The following is an 18827-nucleotide window of genomic DNA, read 5'->3' on the forward strand; positions in this document are numbered from 1 at the left end:
GCTCGGTGAGCGCGGCTGACGAAACGAGCACCTCCTTCGACGCGGCGTGCGCGACGAGATCACTGGGTGACGGCACTTTCACGGCGGTCCTCCGGACCGAATGGTCGATCGGTGGACACCCCCACGGCGGCTTCCTGATGGCCTTGATGGCCAGGGCCGCCCTCACCTTCCTCCACGAACGCGGCGAGCCGCCGTCCGAGCCGCTCGCGATCAGCGCGGAGTTCCTGCACCCGCCGGCGGTGGGGCCGGTGTTGCTGCGCATGGACGTCCGGAAGGTCGGAAGGCGCGCCTCGGTCGTCGCGGTCACGCTGGAGCAGCGGGGCCGCAGTTGCGTCGAGGCCAGGGTGACCACCGGGCGGCTGCCGATGCGGCGTCCGGAGTGGACCGACGTCCCCGCCATGCCCGCGGAGCCGCCGCCCGGCGCGGTCCCCATGACCGGTGAGACCTCCGAAGGCCGGTTCAACCTCGCGAAGGGCTGCGAGGTCCGGCTCGACCCCGCGAGCGTCGGCTACCTGCACGGCCGGATCGGCGACCCGCCGAGGATCCGGCTGTGGGTCCGGCCGAGGCACGGGCTCGCGGATCCGTTCTTCGCCCTGCTCGCGAGCGACGTGAACCCGCCGGTGGTCTACAACCTCGGCCGGGTCGGCTGGGCGCCGGCCGTGCAGCTGACCGCGTTGCTGCGCACGCGGCCAGCGCCGGGCTGGCTGCGGGTGCTCGTCCAGAGCCAGTCGGTGCACGAGGCCTGGTTCGACTCGGACGCGCTCGTGGTCGACTCGCAGGGCAGGCTCGTCTGCCAGGCGCGGCAGCTGGCGCTTGCCCCGGCGCCCGGTGGCTGACGGCCGTTTGGCACGCTGAAGAGCATGAGCGAGCTTGCGAGCGAATCATCGACGCAGTGCCCGCTCATGCGACGGAACGTGACCCAGTACGGGAAGAAGGCATGAGCGTGATCGCGGTTCTGGGTGCCGGGAAGATCGGGGAGGCCCTGCTCTCGGGCCTGCTGCACGGCGGGCACAGCCCGGACGACCTGCTGTTCACCGAGCGGTACCCGGCGCGCGCGGCCGAGCTGACCGAGCGCTACGGCGTGCACGGGGTCACCGTCGCCGACGCCGCCCGCCGGGCCGACGTGCTGGTCGTCGCGGTCAAACCGCAGGACATCGAACCGGTGCTGGACGAGCTCGCGCCGTTGCTCGGCGCGGAGTCACTGGTGGTCTCGCTGTGCGCGGGCCTCCCGACCGCCCTGTACGAGCGCAGGCTGGCCGACGGCGTCCCGGTGGTGCGGGTCATGCCGAACACCCCGATGCTCGTCGGAGAGGCGATGAGCGCGGTCTCCGCGGGGGCGCACGCGACCGCCGAGCACATCGCGGTGGTGAAGGACCTGCTGTCGCACGTCGGGCAGGTCGTCGAGGTGCCCGAGTCGCAGCAGGACGCCGTCACGGCGCTGTCCGGCTCCGGGCCCGCGTACTTCTTCTACCTGGTCGAGGCCATGATCGACGCCGGGATCCTGCTCGGCCTGCCCCGTGCGCTCGCCGGGCAGCTGATCATCCAGTCGGCGGTCGGGGCGGCGAAGATGCTCGCCGAATCCGACGAACACCCGGTGCTGCTGCGCGAAGCCGTCACCTCGCCCGCCGGGACGACCATCAACGCCATCCGCGAGCTGGAGAAGCACGGCGTCCGCGCGGCGCTGCTGGCCGCCATCGAGGCCGCGAAGGACCGCTCGACCGAGCTGGGCGCCGCCCACGATCCCCGCATTTAGTCCTCTGGATGCGGTAGTTCGTAGTCTGACTACCGCATTTAGAGGACTAAATGCGTAGTCGTACGGGCCCATCTCGGTGACTCGCGTCGCTTTAGCCACACGTGTCCCGCTACTCTCAGGAGAGCACGTGCGTGTCGATACCACAGGTGGGGAAGCCTCGTGGCGCGACACGTGTCGAAGGACACGGTGAAACATGCCGCCGAACAAGAAAGACGATCTGCCCTCAGTGGGCCAGGTCCAGTTCCTGACGGTCGCCGAGGTGGCCACGCTGATGCGGGTCTCCAAGATGACCGTCTACCGCCTCGTTCACTCGGGCGAGTTGCCCGCGGTGCGCGTCGGGAAGTCGTTCAGAGTGCCCGAAAAGGCCGTTCATGAGTATCTGCAGGGCGCGTACTTCGACGTGGGCTGAGGCCCGTTTCGCGGGGCACAACGTGCCCGCCCGAGGGCGTCTTCCGGGGCGCGAGTACCCTGGAAGACCGCTCGTGCCTGTGCGCTCCACCCGTTGGACGCTGCGCCGGGCAGCGTGACCGACGACGAAGGAAGGAGCGCTCACGATGGGCTCTGTGATCAAGAAGCGCCGTAAGCGCATGTCGAAGAAGAAGCACCGCAAGTTGCTGCGCCGGACGCGTGTTCAGCGTAGGAAGGCCGGCAAGTAAGACACAGCCGGTGAGTGGCCCGTCCAGTTTCTGGACGGGCCATTCCCATTTGGTGGGCGGTTTCCGCCCATCCGAGTGAGACGTGCATCCCCTCTGCGAGCGGCTGGTTAATAGCATGTAAGCGCTGCCTCGACTACCCCTAATGAGCGGTAACATCTCAAGGGCAGCCGCGCGATGCTTCCCATGAGTGCAGGTACGCGCACACTCGGTGGATCGACCAGTGCTCAAGGTCATCCGGACCCCGTGATCGAAGTCCGAGAACCGCCCAAGCCGCAGGGAGTCCTATGCCGTCGAACATCGTGCTCGTGACCGGGGTCGGGGGAGACCTTGGCGGGAAGCTGCTCGCCAGACTCGGCAACAATCCGGAGTTCGAGCGGGTGATCGGCGTCGACACCACGCCTCCGCGCAAGTCGGTCCTGCAGCGGATGGGGCACGCCGAATACGTCCGTGCCGACATCCGCAACCCGCTGATCGCCAAGGTGATCAGCACGGCCAAGGTCGACACCGTGGTGCACGCGTCGTGCACCGCGCATCCGGCCGGCCCGGCTCGCCGGACGGCGATCAAAGAGGTCAACGTCATCGGCACGATGCGGCTCTTGGCGGCCTGCCAGCGCTCGCCGCTCGTGCGCAAGCTCGTGGTGAAGTCGACGGCCGCCGTCTACGGCGCGGGCGCGCGCTCGCAGGCCGTCTTCACCGAGGATTCCGAACTCATCCCCACCTCGACCAGCGGTTACGCGAAGGACGCCGTCGAGATGGAGGGATACGTCCGCGGGCTACTCCGTCGCCGTCCCGACATCACGACGACGCTGTTGCGGTTCGCCAACATCATCAGCCCCGAGATCGACACCGTGCTCTCGCGCTACTTCGCGTTGCCGTTCGTCCCGACCGTCTTCGGCTACGACGCGCGGCTCCAGCTGCTCCACGCTTCGGACGCGCTGTCGGTGTTCGAGCAGGCGACCCTGAACGACAAGCCAGGCGTGTTCAACGTCGGTTCGGACGGGGTACTCACCCTCTCACAGGCGATCCGGCGAGCCGGCCGGGTCGAGCTGCCGATGCCCAGCGGTGTCGTGCCGTCGGTCGGCAAAGTGCTGCGCGGAGCCCGCGTGGTCGACTTCTCCGCCGACCAGGTGCGGCTGCTGAACTTCGGCCGCGTCGTGGACAACACGAAGCTCAAGAAAGATTTCGGCTACACCCCGCGCTGGACGACGCGGGAAGCGTTCGACGACTACATCTCCGGCCGCGGGCTCCGTCCCGTGGTGGACGGCGGCAAGCTGGCCGGGTTCGCGAGCAAGGTGCTGGTGGCCGCGGCGACCGGACAGGCGGCGCACCGGTGAGCAGGCCACACGAGAACGATCCCGAAAACTCTCACGAAGGCGAGGCGGAAAACGTGAGCGGCGCTGAAGCGCAGGTCATCCCGTTGCACGGCCCCGGCAGAGAGAAGCCGGACCCGGCGGTCGAAGCGGAACGGGATCTTCGCGAGTCGGAAGAAGCGCGAGAACATCTGGAGCAGGAGCGCCGGGCGGACGCGCCCGTCGTCGAATTCCCCGGGGCGGCGCGCGTCGCGCCCGCCAGGACCCGTCCGGCCGACGCGGATCTCCTCCCGGCCTCGCTCAGGACGGCGCTGGGGTTCCTGCGTGACCGGTTGACCGGTGACTACACCGTCGACGAGTTCGGCTTCGACGCCGAGCTCACCGAGACCCTGCTGTTGCCGCCGCTGCGCGCGCTGTACGAGAAGTGGTTCCGCGTCGACACCTTCGGCGTCGAGAACCTGCCCGCCGACGGCGGCGCACTGCTGGTGTCGAACCACTCCGGCACGTTGCCGCTCGACGCGCTGATGACCGCCGTCGCCGTGCACGACCACGTCCCCGGCGGCAGGCATCTGCGCGGCCTCGGTGCGGATCTGGTGTTCCAGGTGCCGCTGGTCGGCTCCTTCGCCCGCAAGTCCGGGCAGACACTCGCCTGCGCCGCCGACGCGGAACGCTTGCTGCGCAAGGGAGAACTCGTCGGCGTCTGGCCGGAGGGGTTCAAGGGGATCGGGAAACCGTTCTCGTCGCGGTACAAGCTGCAGCGGTTCGGCCGCGGTGGTTTCGTTTCGGCCGCGCTGCGGACCGGCGTGCCGATCATCCCCGTGTCGGTCATCGGCGCGGAGGAGATCTATCCGAAGATCGGCGACATCAAGCTCCTCGCGCGCGTGCTCGGCCTGCCGTACTTCCCGGTGACGCCGTTCTTCCCGCTGCTCGGCCCGCTCGGCGCGATCCCGTTGCCGACGAAGTGGAGCATCGAGTTCGGCGAGCCCATCCGCACGGACACCTATGACGCGGACGCTGTCGACGACCCGATGCTGGTCTTCACGCTGACCGACCAGGTACGGGAGTCGATCCAGCAGTCGCTGTACAAACGCCTTTCGCAGCGGAAGAGCGTCTTCAAGGGCTAGAACGCGTCACTCGCGTGATCAGACCCGGAACTCGCGAGTGACGGGCTTCAGGCCGGCCGTGCCCTGAATGACCGATTGATGGCCAAAGTACGGTTCGTGGGTCGGGTTGGTCGTGAGTGGCGTTTCGGGTTCTAACCCGAAACGCCACTCACGACAGTGATGATGGTCCTTTGGTGGGATTTGTCGGCCAGGGCAACCGAGCGCGTGACCTGCGGCAGCCCTCACCGCTTACGATCCAGGCCCCATCCAAGATCAACTTAAGCTACGTGGCATTGGGTTCCAACCCTCTTTACTACTCGCGACCCCTCGTGAATCTGCGCAAAATCCCCGAATCGGGCATCCTGATCAGGATTAGCGTCCCTTATGGACGGTCTGGGGAGCGCCAGGCCTTCGTGGCGGGCCCGCTCCGGCCGCCGACTCACCTGCTCACGGCCGCGATCGCCGCAAGTAGGTGACTGATTGCGTGGAAGGTCAGCGCTTCCGATAGGCCATGCCCGCCGCGACGGCACCGGCCACGGCACCGACGCCGAGCACCGAAGGCACGCCGATCTTCGCGGCCTTGCGTCCGGTCCGGAAGTCGCGGATCTCCCAGCCGCGCGCCCGCGCGACGTCGCGAAGACCGCCGTCCGGGTTCACCGCGACCGCGGTCCCGACTACCGACAGCATCGGGACGTCGTTCTGCGAGTCCGAATACGCGGTGCAGCGCTTGAGATTCAGCCCTTCGCGTGACGCCAGCGCCCGGACGGCGTGGGCTTTCGCCCGGCCGTGCAGCAGGTCGCCGACGAGACGGCCGGTGTAGACGCCGTCCTTGGTCTCCGCGACGGTGCCCAGCGCGCCGGTGAGGCCGAGGCGCCGGGAGATGATGGCCGCGAGCTCGATCGGGGTCGCGGTGACGAGCCAGACGCGCTGTCCGGCGTCGAGATGCATCTGCGCGAGCGCCCGGGTGCCGGACCAGATCTTGTCCGCCATCAGCTCGTCGTAGATCTCTTCGCTGATGTCGGTCAGTTCCTGCACGGTGCGGCCGGCCACAAAGGACAGTGCGCGCTCGCGGTGGGTCTTGATGTCCTCTTTGTTCTCCCGGCCGCCGAGCCGGAATTTCACCTGCTGCCAGACGAATCCGGCCAGATCGGCGGAGGTGAAGAACTTGCGCGCGGCCAGGCCGCGGGCGAAGTAGAAGATCGACGCGCCCATCATCATGGTGTTGTCGACGTCGAAGAACGCGGCCGCCGTCAGGTCCGGCGGAGCGGGCGGCGCGGGCGGTTCGAGTGCTTCGGCGGACGCGGTCGCCATGGCGGCCTCGGCCGACGCCTCGCCCGCCAGCTCGGCCAGTCGTTCGAGCTCTTGACTCTTATCCTTGCCCCGCCAAACTGACACGCACACCGCCTCCGGAATCCCAGGTGCCTGTGCACAGCGTAGCGAGCGGCCGACCACGCTGCCCCGGGTGTGGTGCCTCCCTCATCGACGGTGAGTCAGCCGATGGTTATCGGCGGTAATCCCGGAATGAGCGGCGGAATCGAAACCAGCGGCGGCTTCGGCGTGGTGGTGGTCGTCGGCAGTGGCGGCAGGTTCGTGGGTCCGGGGACGGGGACCACGGGTGGCGGTGTGCCTCCGGTCGGCGGTGCGATCGGCCCGGTCGGGGCCGCGGTGTCCACGGCGGACGACGACGGCGGCACCGAGGTCGGCGCCGGTGACCCGGTCGGTGCCGACGACGGCGGGGGAGACGTCACCGGCGGCAGGACCGCGTGGGGGGAATCGGGGTCGCGGACGCAGTCACCGACGGCCGGGACCGCGCCGAGTTCGTCGGAAGAGCCCGTGGTGATCGTGTAGCAGACCAGGCGCGAGCCGAGATCCGTCGTCCGCTCCTGGACCTTGTCGAGCAGGACACGGGCCGCGGCGAACTTGTCGCGCGCCTCGGCGGGGGCTTGGTCGACCTGGAGACCGAGCCGGTCGGACTGCTGCCGCGCCCAGGTGCGGAGTTCGGCGAGCCGGGTCTGGCCACCCTGATCGGTGACGAACGCGGTCAGCCGGGAGACACCGGCTCGCAGATCCGTCTCGAAATCGGTGAGGCCGGTGAAGTAGGCGTCGGTGGGCGCGCCCTGCCGCGTCAGTTCGTCGAGCTCGCCGACGCGGTTCGCGGCGAACTCCAGATGCTTCTTCGCCTTGTCCTGCTCGTCGAAGGTGAGCCCGAGCGCGGCCGATTCACCCGCTCGTTTGATGCCGTACAGCGGATCGCCCGGCAACGCGTCCTTGGATAGCAGCAGGGTGATGCCGCCCAGGGCCAGCACGAGCGCGACGGCGGCCGCGGCGAGGTTGGCGACGGTGTGACCGCGACGCTTGGGCGCGGCCTCGGCCTCGGCGAGTCGTCCGGCGATCTCGTCACGGATCCGTTGCCGGGTCTCCGCGTCGGGGGCGCCGCCGGCGCCGAGTTCGCGCAAGCCGCCGACGAGCGCGAGTTCGTGCGCGAACTCGTCGTCGTCCGGGGATTCGGTGCCGTCGACAAGGTCGGCGAAGCGGTCACCGTCCGCCCGCTCCCGCGCGAACCATCCCGGCACGCCCACGGCGAAGTCTCCATCTGCTCAGCCCGGTCCTGACACCGGTCTGGCAGTGAAAACGAGCGGGGACGCCCAAGGGTTACGGCAAGGCCCGGCGAGGGACAAATATGGGACTTTAACGCAATCCGGTGGGCAGAAGTTGTGCCAAACGGCGTACCGCGCGGTGCTGAAGGGCCTTGATGGCGCCCTCGTTGCGCTTCATGATCGCCGCGGTCTCGGCGACCGAAAGCCCCTGCATGAACCGCAGCACGATGCACTCGCGCTGATCCTCGCCGAGTTCGGCGACGCAGCGCAGCAGTTCGGCTCGAGTGGCGCGGCTGATGGCCTGCTGTTCGGGTCCCGCGACCGCCTGCACGCCCACGTTCCCGATCGGCGCCCCGTTGGGCTCGGCCACCTCGTCGGTGACCACCTCGAGGCGGAACCGGCTCGACTTCACGTGGTCGAGGATGATGTTGCGCGCGATGGTGACGAACCAGGCGCCGACGTCACGCCCCTGGTAGCTCACCGACGTGATGCGGCGCAGCGCGCGGAGGAACGTCTCGCTGGTGACGTCCTCGGCGAGGTCCCGGTCGCCGAGGCGGAACAGGACGTAGCGGTAGACGACGTCGACGTAGCGGTCGTAGAGCCGCCCGAATGCGGAGGTGTCACCGCCTTGCGCGGCGCTGACCAGATCCCACGCTTCGGCCTTCGCGGCTTCGGCCGCGGCGTCGCCCTCGTCGACCTTCGCCCGGGGCGACGGCGCCGCGGGGAAACCACTCCGGCGGAGGATGTGGCCCGCCACCATTGAGACGGGATTCGGTGCGGGAAGAGTCATGGCGCACCTCCCGTTCCGGACAGGGAGCACCGGCCCGCATGTCCCACCGCCGCGTGGGCCTGCAAGATCTGCACGTCCGGACTCCCTTTCTCACCATCGAGTGATCAACACCACTCGACGACGCCCAGCAGCATACGTGTAGTTACCGCGAAGTAGGTAGCGGTGCCGGGGTTACGGAACTGCGACGAAAGCGAGTGACCCCCATGACGGTGGCCGAGATGACAAACTGACAACGCCGTTCACCGAGGGAAGAGGTTCGCAGTTGAGCGCGGAGCAGGTTGCCGAAGGAAGCGTGCCCACTTTGCTCGCCGAGGCCGCCCGTCAGTGGCCAGGCAAAGCGGCCGTCCAGGAGACCGGCGGCGGGGTCGCACTGACCTGGTCGGAGCTTGACAACGCCGCCCACGCGTTGGCCCGCGCCCTGCTCGACGCGGGAATCGAGCGCGGCGACCGGGTGGCGTTGCGGCTGCCGACTTCGGCCGCGTTCGCCGTCTCGCTGTTCGGGGCGCTCCGGGCGGGCGCGGTGGTCGTCCCGATCTCGCCGCAGGGGCCGGCGGCGGAGCTGAACGGGTTGCTGGAGCACAGCGGCGCACGGCTCGTGCTCGAACGCGAGGTCTCCGAGGAGCTCCCCGAGGGAGTGACAAGCCTCTCACCGCCTGTTACCTCGGATGGAGCAGCCGAACCGGTCGACGAGTCCGGCGCCGGTGAGGACATAGCGGTCATCTCGTACACCTCCGGCACGACCGGCCCGCCGCGCGGCGTGATGCTGTCGCACCGGGCGCTGCTGGCGAACCTCGGCCAGCTGAGCCGCATCGTCCCGGCGCCGCTCGTGCACGGCGACCGCGTGCTCATCACCATCCCGTTGTTCCACGTCTACGGCCTCGGTCCCGGTCTGTTGCAGACCACGGCGGTCGGCGCGACGGCGATCCTGTCCGAACGCTTCCTCGCCGAGCGCACGCTGGCCGACTGCGCCGAATTCCGGGTGACGTCGATCGCCGGCGTGCCCGCGATGTACGCCGAGTTCGCCGCGATGGACCCCGAGGAACTCGGCCGTGGCCTGTCCACCGTCCGGCGGATGACGTCGGGCGCGGCGCCGCTGCACCCGAAGGTCCTCACCGCGCTCCGCGGCGCCACCGGCCTCGACGTCTACGAGGGCTACGGCCTCACCGAATGCGCGCCGGTGGTCACCACGACGCTGGTCACCGGCTACCCGAAGCCGGGTTCGGTCGGGCGGCCGCTGCCCGGCGTCGAGCTCCGGCTGGTCGACAGCGACGGCGACGCGGAGCCCGTCCCGCTGGACCCGGACGACCTCGGCGACGCCTTCGACGAGGACGGCGGCACCGGTCTGGTGTCGATCCGCGGTGCGAACCTGTTCTCCGGTTACTGGCCCGACGGCTCGCACGGCCCCGGTGAGGACGGCTGGTTCCGCACCGGCGACGTCGGCTACCTGGACACCGACGGCGACCTGCACCTGGTGGACCGGGCCAACGACCTGATCATCGTCAACGGCTTCAACGTCTTCCCGCACGAGGTCGAGAACGTGATCTCGATGCTGGACGAGGTCGTCGAGGCGGGCGTCGTCGGCGTCGTCGACGAGCGGACCGGCGAAGCGGTGAAGGCCGTCGTCGTCCCCGCGCCCGGCGCTTCGCTCTCGGAACAGCAGGTCGTCGAGCACTGCGCGGAGCACCTGGCCGGGTACAAGGTGCCGCACACGGTCGAGTTCGCGGAGTCGCTGCCGCATTCCGCCACTGGAAAATTGCGCCGTATGCGACTGCGCTGATGGGCCCTCGGCGGGAAAGAGTGCCTCGGACCGGGTAAGGATTGGACGCATGGCCCACCACGTGACCGTCATGACCCGCACGGGTTGCCACCTGTGCGAGGTCGCGGAACAGGACATCGAGCGGATCTGCGGCGAACTGGGCGTCGCCTGGTCGGCGCGGGACGTCGACAGCGACCCAGAATGGCGCGCCGAATACGGCGACCGCGTGCCGGTGATCCTGATCGACGACGCCGAGCACGGCTACTGGCGCGTCGAAGAGGACAGGCTCCGGAAGGCGCTGGCGTAACAGTCTCGTAAGGGCGATCGGCCGACTTCCGGGCGTATCCGTGGCGAAGATGGAGTCGTGGACGAACGCAGGCTCACCGCTTCCCAAGCCGCGCTGACCGGGCTCCTGTCACTGGCCGCCGCCCTCGGCGTGGGGCATCTCGTCGCGGGCTTCGTCGGGTACACGGCTTCGCCGTTCGTCGCCGTCGCGAACTTCGTCATCGACCACAGCCCGCACGCGGTGGTCGCCTGGGCCGAGCAGACCCTGGAGACCTGGGACAAGTTCGTCCTCAAGATCGGTCTCGCCGTGGTGCTGGTGCTGTTCGCGCTGCTCGCCGGGCGGCTCTCGCGCCGCACTCCGCTGCCGGGCCAGGTGATCGTCGGCGTTCTCGGCGCGGCGGGTGTCGCCGCCGTCTTCGTGCGCACCGACCTGGGGCAGATCGCGCTGCTGGCGCCGGTGATCGCCACCGTCGTCGCGCTCGTCGTGTTCACCCGGCTGCACTCGTTCTTCCGCCCGAAGGTGTTCTTCGACGACCGTGAAGGCGAGGGCCCGGACCGGCGGAAGGTGCTGATCACCGGGGCCTCCGTGGCGGCGGGGGCCGGTGTCGCCGCGCTGACCGGTCAGATCGTCGGGACCAGGAAGAACGCCGAGGAGTCGCGTGCCGCCGTCGGCAGGCTCGTCGCGGCGAGGACCGCGCCGCCGATCCCGCCCGACGCGGACTTCGCGAAGCTCGGCACCCCGCCGTACATCACTCCTTCGAAGGATTTCTATCGGATCGACACGGCGCTGGTGGTCCCGCAGGTCCGCACCGAGGACTGGAGCCTGCAGATCCGCGGCATGGTCGAGCGGGAGGTCACCTATAGGTATGAAGATCTGCGCTCGCGGCCGCTGATCGAACGCGACGTAACCCTGTGCTGCGTCTCCAACGAGGTCGGCGGCCCGTACATCTCCAACGCCCGCTGGATCGGCATCGACCTGCGCGACCTGCTGAACGAAGCGGGCGTGAAACCGGGCGCCGAGCAGATGTTCGCGACCAGTGTCGACGGCTGGACCTGCGGCACCCCGGTCGAAGCCGCCCTGGACCCGCGGCGCGGCGCGATGCTCGCCCTCGGCATGGACGGCGAACCGCTTCCGATCGAACACGGCTTCCCCGCGCGGATCGTGATCCCCGGGCTGTACGGCTACGTGTCCGCCACGAAATGGGTGACCGAGCTGGAGATCACCACGTGGGAGGAGCGCCAGGCGTACTGGCTCGGCCGCGGTTGGGCCAGGGAGGCGCCGGTGAAGACGCAGTCGCGGATCGACGCGCCCGGCTCGGCGGTGAACGCGGGGAAGGTCGTGGTGTCCGGGACCGCGTGGGCGCAGCACACCGGTGTCGCGAAGGTGGAGGTCCGGGTCGATCAAGGGCCGTGGCAGGAGGCTGTCCTGTCGGCCGAGACGTCGAAGGACACCTGGCGGATGTGGTGGACCGAGGTCCAGGCCGGCCCTGGTCAGCACGAGATCGCCGTCCGGGCGACGGACCAGTCGGGCTACACGCAGACGCCGGAGCGCGCCGGAACCGTGCCCGACGGCGCAACCGGCTGGCACACGGTGTCTTTTAACGCGCGCTGACGGAAACCTTTCGCAGGGCGCGGGGCCGTTCTACGCGTCACCCAGGTGCGAAGGGCGCCCTGCAAAACGTTTCCGTGGGCCTTCGGCCCGAAAGAGGCGCGCGCCGGTGAAGTCCCCTCGTCGCGCTGACGCGCTACCGAGCGGACGGTCCGCCGGTAGCGGTAGAAGCCCCCGCGCGACATTGGACACAGCCCTCACCTGTGACTTTGTGCCTGCGTTCACAAGTGGCTACCGTAGATACGTCGCCTCCGAAAGCGCCCGGCATCGAACCGGACTCAGCGCCGCGGGTCAAGAGCCGATTTCCAGGTTCGGGCGAATCATGTCGTCAGCAGGACCAGAGGAGCGGACAAGCGTGGTGTCGCAACGAGGCCGGCGCACCCGGGTGACACCGGACGCCGACAACGCGCCCACCGCGGAGATGCCCGCCGTCGAGGCCACCGCCGAACCGGAAGCGGTCCGCGCGAAGTCGATCCCCGAGGCCGCTGTCGCCCGCCTCGCCGTCTATCTCCGTGTCCTCTCCGGGCTGGCCGAGCAGGGCGCGACGACGATCTCCAGCGAGGAACTCTCGCAGGCCGCGGGCGTCAACTCCGCGAAACTGCGCAAGGACCTGTCCTACCTCGGCTCGTACGGCACCCGCGGCGTCGGCTACGACGTCCAGGTCCTGGTCAGCCAGATCGAGCGGATCCTCGGCCTGACCCGCAAGCACAAGGTCGCCGTGGTCGGTATCGGTAACCTCGGGCACGCGCTGGCCAACTACGGCGGGTTCCCCGGCCGCGGGTTCCCGGTCGAGGCGCTGTTCGACCTCGACCCGGATCTGGTCGGCGTCCCGGTCGGCGGCCTCCCGGTCTCGCATCTCGACGAGATCCCCAAAGTCTGCGCCGAACGGCAGATCTCCATCGGCGTCATCGCCACTCCGCCCACCGCCGCGCAGTCGGTCTGCGACCGGCTTGTCGCAGGTGGCGTGCAGTGCATCCTGAATTTCGCCCCGGTGGTGCTGCAGGTTCCGGCACATATCGAGGTGCGCAAGGTCGATCTCGCGGTCGAACTGCAGATCCTGTCGTTCCACGTCGCTCGTCGCGCCGATCTGGCCGCTAACGGCAACGGCGGAGGAGACGGTGGCCCCGGGAGCCCCGAGAATGGCAGCGTGAACGGCCACGGCAACGGAATGGTGGTGCGCTGAAATGAGCGTGTTGGCGGTCGGGCTCTCACACCGCAGCGCCGAGCTGAGCACCCTGGAACGCGTCGCGGTCCCCGCGACCGACGTGACCAAGGTGCTCAACGAGCTGCAGCAGGCCGAGCACGTCAGCGAGGCGATCCTCGTCTCGACCTGCAACCGCATCGAGGTCTACGCCGTCGTCGAGACTTTCCACGGCGGTCTGAACGACGTCTCCGACGTGCTCGCCCGCCAGGCCGGGATGCAGCCCGCGGACCTGTACGACTCGCTGTACGTGCACTACGCGGGCGCCGCGATCGAGCACCTGTTCTCGGTCACCTCCGGGCTGGACTCGATGGTCGTCGGCGAGACGCAGATCCTCGGCCAGATCCGGTCCTCGTACGCCACCGCGCGTGAGGCCGGCACCGTCGGCCGCACGCTGCACGAGCTGATCCAGACCACGCTGCGCGTCGGCAAGCGCGTCCACACCGAGACCGGCCTCGACCAGCTGGGCGCTTCGGTGGTCTCCGAGGCGCTGGCCGCCGCGGGCGACATCGCGGGCAAGCACGCGCTGATCGTCGGCGCCGGTTCGATGGGCGCGCTGACCGCGTCCCACCTGCGCAAATCCGGGATCGGCGAGATCACCATCGCCAACCGCACCGAGGCGAGGGCCGCCCGCCTCGCCGCCGCCAGTGTCGAGCAGGGCGTGCCCGCCAAGGCCGTCCAGATGAGCGGCATCGCGGACGCGGTCGCCGAGGCGGACGTCGTCGTCTGCTCCACCGGCGCGCAGGCCGCCGTCTTCACCGCCGAGCACGTCCCGGCCCGCGCCGGACGCCCGCTGGTGGTCTGCGACCTCGGCCTCCCGCGTGACGTCGACCACGACGTCGCCGAACTGGCCGAGGTCACCGTGGTCGATCTCGAGACCATCCAGCGCCGCATGCGGGAAGCGGGCACCCCGACCACCGAACGGCAGACCGCGAAGGCCGCCGGAATCGTGCTCGACGAGGTGCGCGAGTACCTCGCCGGCCAGCGCAGCGCCGAGGTCACCCCGACGGTGACGGCGCTGCGGCGCCGGGCGGCCGAGGTGGTCGACGCCGAACTGCTGCGGCTGGACAACCGCCTGCCGGACCTCGAACCCGGGGTTCGCGAGGAGGTCGGCCGCACGGTCCGCCGCGTGGTCGACAAGCTGCTCCACGCGCCGACGGTGCGGGTCAAGCAGCTGGCCGCCGAGACGGCCGACACCGATTACGCCAACGCGCTGCGCGAGCTGTTCTGCCTCGACCCGCAGGCGCCCGCCGCGGTGGCCAGTCCTACTGCGACGCCGAAAGACGAGTGATCATCCAGTGAGCAGAGTCATCCGCATCGGGACGCGCGGCAGCAAACTCGCCCTCGCGCAGACCGGCACCATCGCCGACGCCCTGCGCGCCACCGGCGCAGAGGTCGAGCTCGTCACCGTGACGACGCCCGGCGACAAGTCGTCCGCGCCGATCCCGACGATCGGGGTCGGCGTCTTCACTTCCGCGCTGCGCGAAGCCTTGCTGCGCGAGGAAGTCGACGTCATCGTGCACTCGTACAAGGACCTGCCGACGAAGCCGGAGCCGGGCATCACGCTCGCCGCCGTGCCGCCCCGCGAGGACCCGCGCGACGCGCTGATCGCCCGTGACGGGCTGACGCTGGGCGAGCTCCCGCCCGGCTCGACCGTCGGCACCGGCTCGCCGCGGCGGACCGCGCAGCTGCGCGCGCTCGGTCTCGGTTTGGAAATCGTGCCGATCCGAGGCAATATCGACACCCGCATGCGCAAAGTGAGCGACGGAGAGCTGGACGCCGTCATCCTGGCGCGTGCCGGACTGGCCAGGATCGGCCGGGCGGAGGAGATCACCGAGACCCTCGACCCGATCCAGATGCTGCCCGCGCCCGCACAGGGTGCGCTGGCGGTGGAGTGCCGGACCGGTGACGTGGACATCGAGCACCTGCTCGGGTCCACAGTGGACGATGAAGGCACCCGCGCCGTGGCGACCGCCGAACGGGCGTTGCTCGCGGCGCTGGAAGCCGGGTGCAGCGCACCGGTCGGAGCGCTGGCGGAGATCGTCGAGGACCTGGACGCCGAAGGGCGGGTCGTCGAGCGGATCTCGTTGCGGGGCACCGCCGCCGTCGAAGGGGACGGGGACGCGGTCGACATGGTGCGCGCTTCCGCGCTCGCCGACTTCCGCGATGCTGATCAGCTCGGCCGGACACTGGCCGCCGAGCTGCTCGACCTGGGGGCCGGCGCGCTGTCCGGCCCCGCCCAGTGAGTCAGAACGTTGAAGGTAGGGCCGCGCTCGACTGCGGCCGCTCAAGAGGAGAACGCACAGATGACCCCCGCGCGTAAGACCACCGGGCGTGTCGCCTTCGTGGGCTCGGGCCCCGGTGACGCCGGTCTGCTGACCGTCCGCGCTCAGGAGCTGCTCGCCAAGGCCGAGGTCGTGGTGACCGACCCGGACGTCCCAGCAGGCGTCCTGGCCTTCGCCGCCGAAGGTGCCGAAGTGCGCCCCGCCGTCGGCGAGGCCACCGAGGTCGCCAAGGACCTGGTGAACGAGGCCAAGGCCGGACGGCTGGTGCTCCGGCTGATCGCCGGTGACCCGCTGACCCAGCCCGCCGTCGTCGCCGAGGTGCAGGCCGTTTCCCGGACCAGCGCCGTATTCGACATCATCCCGGGCGTCTCGCCCGGCGCGGCCGTCCCGGCGTACGCCGGTGTCGCGCTCGGTGGCACGCACACCGAGGTCGACGTCCGCGGCGACGTCGAATGGGCCGCGCTGGCCGCCACCCCCGGCCCGATCGTGCTGCACGCGACGTCGGCGCACCTGGCCGAGGCCGCGTCCGCGCTGACCGAGCACGGGCTGGCGCCGACCACCCCGGTCGCGGTGACGTCCAACGGCACCATCAACACCCAGCGCACCCTGGACACCACGCTGGCCACCGTCGCGAACGAGGCGGGCGAGCTCGTCGGCCCGCTCATCGTGACCATCGGCCAGGCCGTCGGCCAGCGCTCGAAGCTGTCGTGGTGGGAGTCGCGCGCGCTGTACGGTTGGAAGGTCCTGGTGCCGCGCACCAAGGAGCAGGCCGGTGAGATGGCGGAGCGGCTTCGCGGCCACGGCGCCACCTCGCACGAGGTCCCGACCATCTCGGTCGAGCCGCCGCGCAGCCCCGCCCAGATGGAGCGTTCGGTCAAGGGGCTCGTCGACGGCCGCTACCAGTGGATCGTCTTCACCTCGACCAACGCCGTCCGCGCGGTGTGGGAGAAGTTCGAGGAGTTCGGCCTCGACGCCCGCGCCTTCTCGGGTGTGAAGATCGCCTGTGTCGGCGAATCGACCGCCGCGAAGGTCCGCTCCTTCGGCATCATCCCCGAGCTGATCCCGGAAGGCGAGCAGTCCTCGGAGGGCCTCCTCGCCGAGTTCCCGCCGTACGACGACGTCCTCGACCCGGTCGACCGCGTGCTGCTGCCGCGGGCGGACATCGCCACCGAGACCCTTTCGGCCGGTCTGCGCGAACGCGGCTGGGAGATCGACGACGTGACCGCGTACCGCACGGTGCGCGCCGCGCCGCCGCCCGCCGAGACCCGCGAGATGATCAAGACCGGCGGTTTCGACGCGGTCTGCTTCACCTCGTCCTCGACCGTGCGGAACCTCGTCGGCATCGCCGGCAAGCCGCACACCCGCACGCTGGTCGCGTGCATCGGCCCGAAGACCGCGGAGACCGCCGTGGAGTTCGGGCTGCGGGTCGACGTCCAGCCCGAGAAGGCCGACGTCCCGCACCTGGTCGACGCGCTCGCCGAGCACGCCGCGCGGCTCCGTGCCGAAGGTGCGCTCCCGCCGCCTCGCAAGGCGAAGCGAGCCCGCCGCTCCTGATTCACGAAAAGCCCCCTTCTCACGTTCGCGTGAGGAGGGGCTTTTTCGTTCCTCAGTGAAACTTCGCCGTGTGCGTAGCGGCCGGTCATAGCCTCGGTGATTCCGACAAGCACGGGGGAGCGATCATGAAGTCTCTGGCCTTCACCGTCGCCGCCCTGGGTGTGCTGGCCCTCGGTTTCCCGGGCACCGCGGCCGCCGCCACGCCCTTCGAGGTCTGCACCCCGGCCGGGTGCGCGGTCCAAGTGGTCACGGTGACCGACCGTTCTCCCGTCTCGGCGCACGCCCGCCGAGTTCAGCGTGTCCCCGGCGGGCGTGCGGATACGGGCCTCGTGTGGCGGCATTGGTCGTGAGTCCGTGAAGGCCTCCTTCCCTACCCTGAAGGTAGGGAAGGAGGCCTTCACGGACTACGCGATCGCCCACCCGCAGCCCCAGCAACACCAGCAGCCTCAGCAGTCACAGCGGCGCCGCGTGAAGGCCCCCCTTCCTCGGCTCAGCCGAGGAAACTCGACCTTCACACCTTCCCGAGTACATGCAGGCGGGTGCAGGGGCGAGCAAGGGTGGCGGTGGCGTGGTGGGGCATGTCTCGTGAGTGGTAAGGACGGTTAGAACCGTCCTTACCACTCACGAGAAGAACTTCACGACCTCCGTGTACGCCAGGTACGCGAACATCGCCAGGCACACGCCCAGCAGCCCGTTCGACAGCCACCGCGAACGCCCTTCCCGAGGCACCCGCGAAGTGTTCAGCAGCACCAGCAAGGTCGCCGCCAGGAACGGCATGAACAACGCGCCCAGCACGCCGTAGATCACGGTGAGCTGGAAGGGCTGGTCCAGGAACAGCAACGCCATCGGCGGGAAGGTCAGCCACAGCACGTATCCTCGGTACGCGACACTGCGCTCACCGGCCTTTTTCTCATACGCCTCAACGCTTTCCGTCGCGTTCCTGGGCAGCCGCAGAATGCGCCACCAGTCCGCGAAGAGCAGGCTCACGCCGTGCCAGACACCGATCACCGACGTGAACGAAACGGCGAAGAAGCCGATGAGGAACGGGATCCGCGCCCATTGCCCGTAGTCCGCGGCGAGGGTGTCGCCGAGGAACAGCAGGCCCTTGTCGCCCGAGATGATCTTCTGGCCCATCAGCAGTTCCGCGCCGACGATCAGCATGGCGATCACGAAGATCCCGGTCATGACGTACCCGACGGCGTTGTCGGTGCGCATCATCGGGAGCCACTTCGACGAACGCCAGCCCTTCGCGAGCGTCCAGTAGCCGTACGCCGCCATGGTGATCGTGCCGCCGACGCCGCCGACCAGGCCGAGGACGTAGACGAGCGAGCCGTCGGGCAGGGTCGGGACAGCGCCCTTGAACAGTTCCGCGAAATTCGGCACGACGAGGATCGCGGTCCCGACCACGGTCACGAACATGATGCCGACCAGGACGGTCATCAGTTTCTCGATGATCGCGTAGCGCCCGAACCACACCAGCGCGAAGCCGAGCAGGCCGCAGATCATCGCCCAGTACCGCACCGAAAGCGCGGGGAAGAGCGCGTTCAGTGGCAGGCCCGACGCGGACATCGCGGTCGCGCCGTAGACGAAGCCCCAGATCACCGCGTAGATCCCGAAGTAGATCAGCGCCCAGATCCCCAGTGTTCGCCAGCCGGACAGGATCGTCCGGCCCGAGGTCAGATGCCAGCGGCCGACGGCTTCGGCCAGTGCGAGTTTGAAGATCGTGCCGACGAGTACCGCCCACAGCAGCGTGTACCCGAAGCGCGATCCGGCCACCATCGTCGCGACGAGGTCACCCGCGCCGACCCCGGTCGCCGCGGCCATGATCCCTGGCCCGACCTGGCGCAGCCGTGCGCGCCAGCCGACGGGCGGTTCTTCCAGTTGGTCGGTCACCGTTGAGCTCGACATGGAGGGAAAGGTAACCCACG

The 18827-nt window shown here is 69.5% G+C and carries 18 protein-coding genes; 14 read left to right on the forward strand and 4 right to left on the reverse strand.

Features of this window, described 5'->3' with window-relative positions; all coding sequences use genetic code 11:
- The first annotated feature begins 5 nt into the window (after nucleotides 1-5).
- From AC069H_RS04700 to AC069H_RS04725, 6 genes are all read left to right on the forward strand, one after another.
- Nucleotides 6-836 (forward strand): thioesterase family protein, encoded by an 831-nt coding sequence (locus AC069H_RS04700; protein ID WP_478231355.1) that lies wholly within the window; start codon nucleotides 6-8, stop codon nucleotides 834-836.
- Nucleotides 837-937: 101 nt separating this feature from the next.
- The gene (gene proC, locus AC069H_RS04705; protein WP_478229491.1) at nucleotides 938-1753 is read left to right on the forward strand and encodes a pyrroline-5-carboxylate reductase; all 816 of its coding nucleotides are present in this window, start codon (nucleotides 938-940) and stop codon (nucleotides 1751-1753) included.
- A 193-nt stretch (nucleotides 1754-1946) separates the two neighbouring features.
- Nucleotides 1947-2162 (forward strand): helix-turn-helix domain-containing protein, encoded by a 216-nt coding sequence (locus AC069H_RS04710; RefSeq protein ID WP_016330918.1) that lies wholly within the window; start codon nucleotides 1947-1949, stop codon nucleotides 2160-2162.
- A gap of 145 nt (nucleotides 2163-2307) precedes the next feature.
- Nucleotides 2308-2409 (forward strand): 30S ribosomal protein bS22, encoded by a 102-nt coding sequence (locus AC069H_RS04715; protein WP_007030867.1) that lies wholly within the window; start codon nucleotides 2308-2310, stop codon nucleotides 2407-2409.
- 284 nt (nucleotides 2410-2693) lie between these two features.
- Nucleotides 2694-3743 carry an NAD-dependent epimerase/dehydratase family protein gene (locus AC069H_RS04720; protein WP_340684902.1) on the forward strand — a complete coding sequence of 350 codons (1050 nt, stop codon included), beginning with the start codon at nucleotides 2694-2696 and terminating at the stop codon, nucleotides 3741-3743.
- Entirely contained in the window at nucleotides 3740-4843 is a 1104-nt protein-coding gene (locus AC069H_RS04725; RefSeq protein WP_478229492.1) for a lysophospholipid acyltransferase family protein, read from the forward strand. The genes AC069H_RS04720 and AC069H_RS04725 overlap by 4 nt, the downstream gene beginning before the upstream one ends.
- A gap of 471 nt (nucleotides 4844-5314) precedes the next feature.
- Here the strand turns inward: AC069H_RS04725 and AC069H_RS04730 are convergent, their stop codons facing one another.
- From AC069H_RS04730 to AC069H_RS04740, 3 genes are all read right to left on the reverse strand, one after another.
- Nucleotides 5315-6217 carry an HAD family hydrolase gene (locus AC069H_RS04730; RefSeq protein ID WP_192747707.1) on the reverse strand — a complete coding sequence of 301 codons (903 nt, stop codon included), beginning with the start codon at nucleotides 6215-6217 and terminating at the stop codon, nucleotides 5315-5317.
- Between the two features lie 95 nt (nucleotides 6218-6312).
- Nucleotides 6313-7401: a DUF5667 domain-containing protein gene (locus tag AC069H_RS04735; protein WP_478231356.1), complete on the reverse strand. Its 1089-nt coding sequence runs from the start codon at nucleotides 7399-7401 to the stop codon at nucleotides 6313-6315.
- Between the two features lie 109 nt (nucleotides 7402-7510).
- Nucleotides 7511-8209 (reverse strand): sigma-70 family RNA polymerase sigma factor, encoded by a 699-nt coding sequence (locus AC069H_RS04740; RefSeq protein ID WP_478229494.1) that lies wholly within the window; start codon nucleotides 8207-8209, stop codon nucleotides 7511-7513.
- 292 nt (nucleotides 8210-8501) lie between these two features.
- Here AC069H_RS04740 and AC069H_RS04745 point away from each other — a divergent pair, with 292 nt between their 5' ends.
- The 8 genes from AC069H_RS04745 (at nucleotide 8502) to AC069H_RS04780 (ending at nucleotide 17249) form a co-directional block, all read left to right on the forward strand.
- Entirely contained in the window at nucleotides 8502-9986 is a 1485-nt protein-coding gene (locus AC069H_RS04745) for an AMP-binding protein (RefSeq protein ID WP_478231357.1), read from the forward strand.
- Between the two features lie 49 nt (nucleotides 9987-10035).
- Nucleotides 10036-10272, forward strand: a complete 237-nt coding sequence (locus tag AC069H_RS04750) for a glutaredoxin family protein (protein ID WP_007030874.1) — start codon at nucleotides 10036-10038, stop codon at nucleotides 10270-10272.
- Between the two features lie 57 nt (nucleotides 10273-10329).
- The gene (locus AC069H_RS04755) at nucleotides 10330-11862 is read left to right on the forward strand and encodes a molybdopterin-dependent oxidoreductase (RefSeq protein ID WP_478231358.1); all 1533 of its coding nucleotides are present in this window, start codon (nucleotides 10330-10332) and stop codon (nucleotides 11860-11862) included.
- 352 nt (nucleotides 11863-12214) lie between these two features.
- Complete coding sequence (locus AC069H_RS04760) at nucleotides 12215-13042, forward strand: redox-sensing transcriptional repressor Rex (RefSeq protein ID WP_478229497.1); 828 nt, start codon at nucleotides 12215-12217, stop codon at nucleotides 13040-13042.
- Between the two features lies 1 nt (nucleotide 13043).
- Complete coding sequence (locus AC069H_RS04765) at nucleotides 13044-14351, forward strand: glutamyl-tRNA reductase (protein ID WP_478231359.1); 1308 nt, start codon at nucleotides 13044-13046, stop codon at nucleotides 14349-14351.
- Nucleotides 14352-14358: 7 nt separating this feature from the next.
- On the forward strand, nucleotides 14359-15306 hold the full coding sequence (gene hemC / locus AC069H_RS04770; RefSeq protein ID WP_478229499.1) for a hydroxymethylbilane synthase: 948 nt from the start codon (nucleotides 14359-14361) through the stop codon (nucleotides 15304-15306).
- Nucleotides 15307-15366: 60 nt separating this feature from the next.
- Nucleotides 15367-16899, forward strand: coding sequence for a bifunctional uroporphyrinogen-III C-methyltransferase/uroporphyrinogen-III synthase (locus AC069H_RS04775; protein ID WP_034310603.1), 1533 nt, complete (start codon nucleotides 15367-15369; stop codon nucleotides 16897-16899).
- Nucleotides 16900-17024: 125 nt separating this feature from the next.
- Nucleotides 17025-17249 carry a hypothetical protein gene (locus AC069H_RS04780; protein ID WP_478229500.1) on the forward strand — a complete coding sequence of 75 codons (225 nt, stop codon included), beginning with the start codon at nucleotides 17025-17027 and terminating at the stop codon, nucleotides 17247-17249.
- Nucleotides 17250-17520: 271 nt separating this feature from the next.
- Here the strand turns inward: AC069H_RS04780 and AC069H_RS04785 are convergent, their stop codons facing one another.
- Nucleotides 17521-18807 carry an Nramp family divalent metal transporter gene (locus AC069H_RS04785; protein ID WP_478229501.1) on the reverse strand — a complete coding sequence of 429 codons (1287 nt, stop codon included), beginning with the start codon at nucleotides 18805-18807 and terminating at the stop codon, nucleotides 17521-17523.
- Between the last annotated feature and the right edge of the window lie 20 nt (nucleotides 18808-18827).

It is taken from the genome of Amycolatopsis sp. NPDC043887, assembly GCF_056435665.1.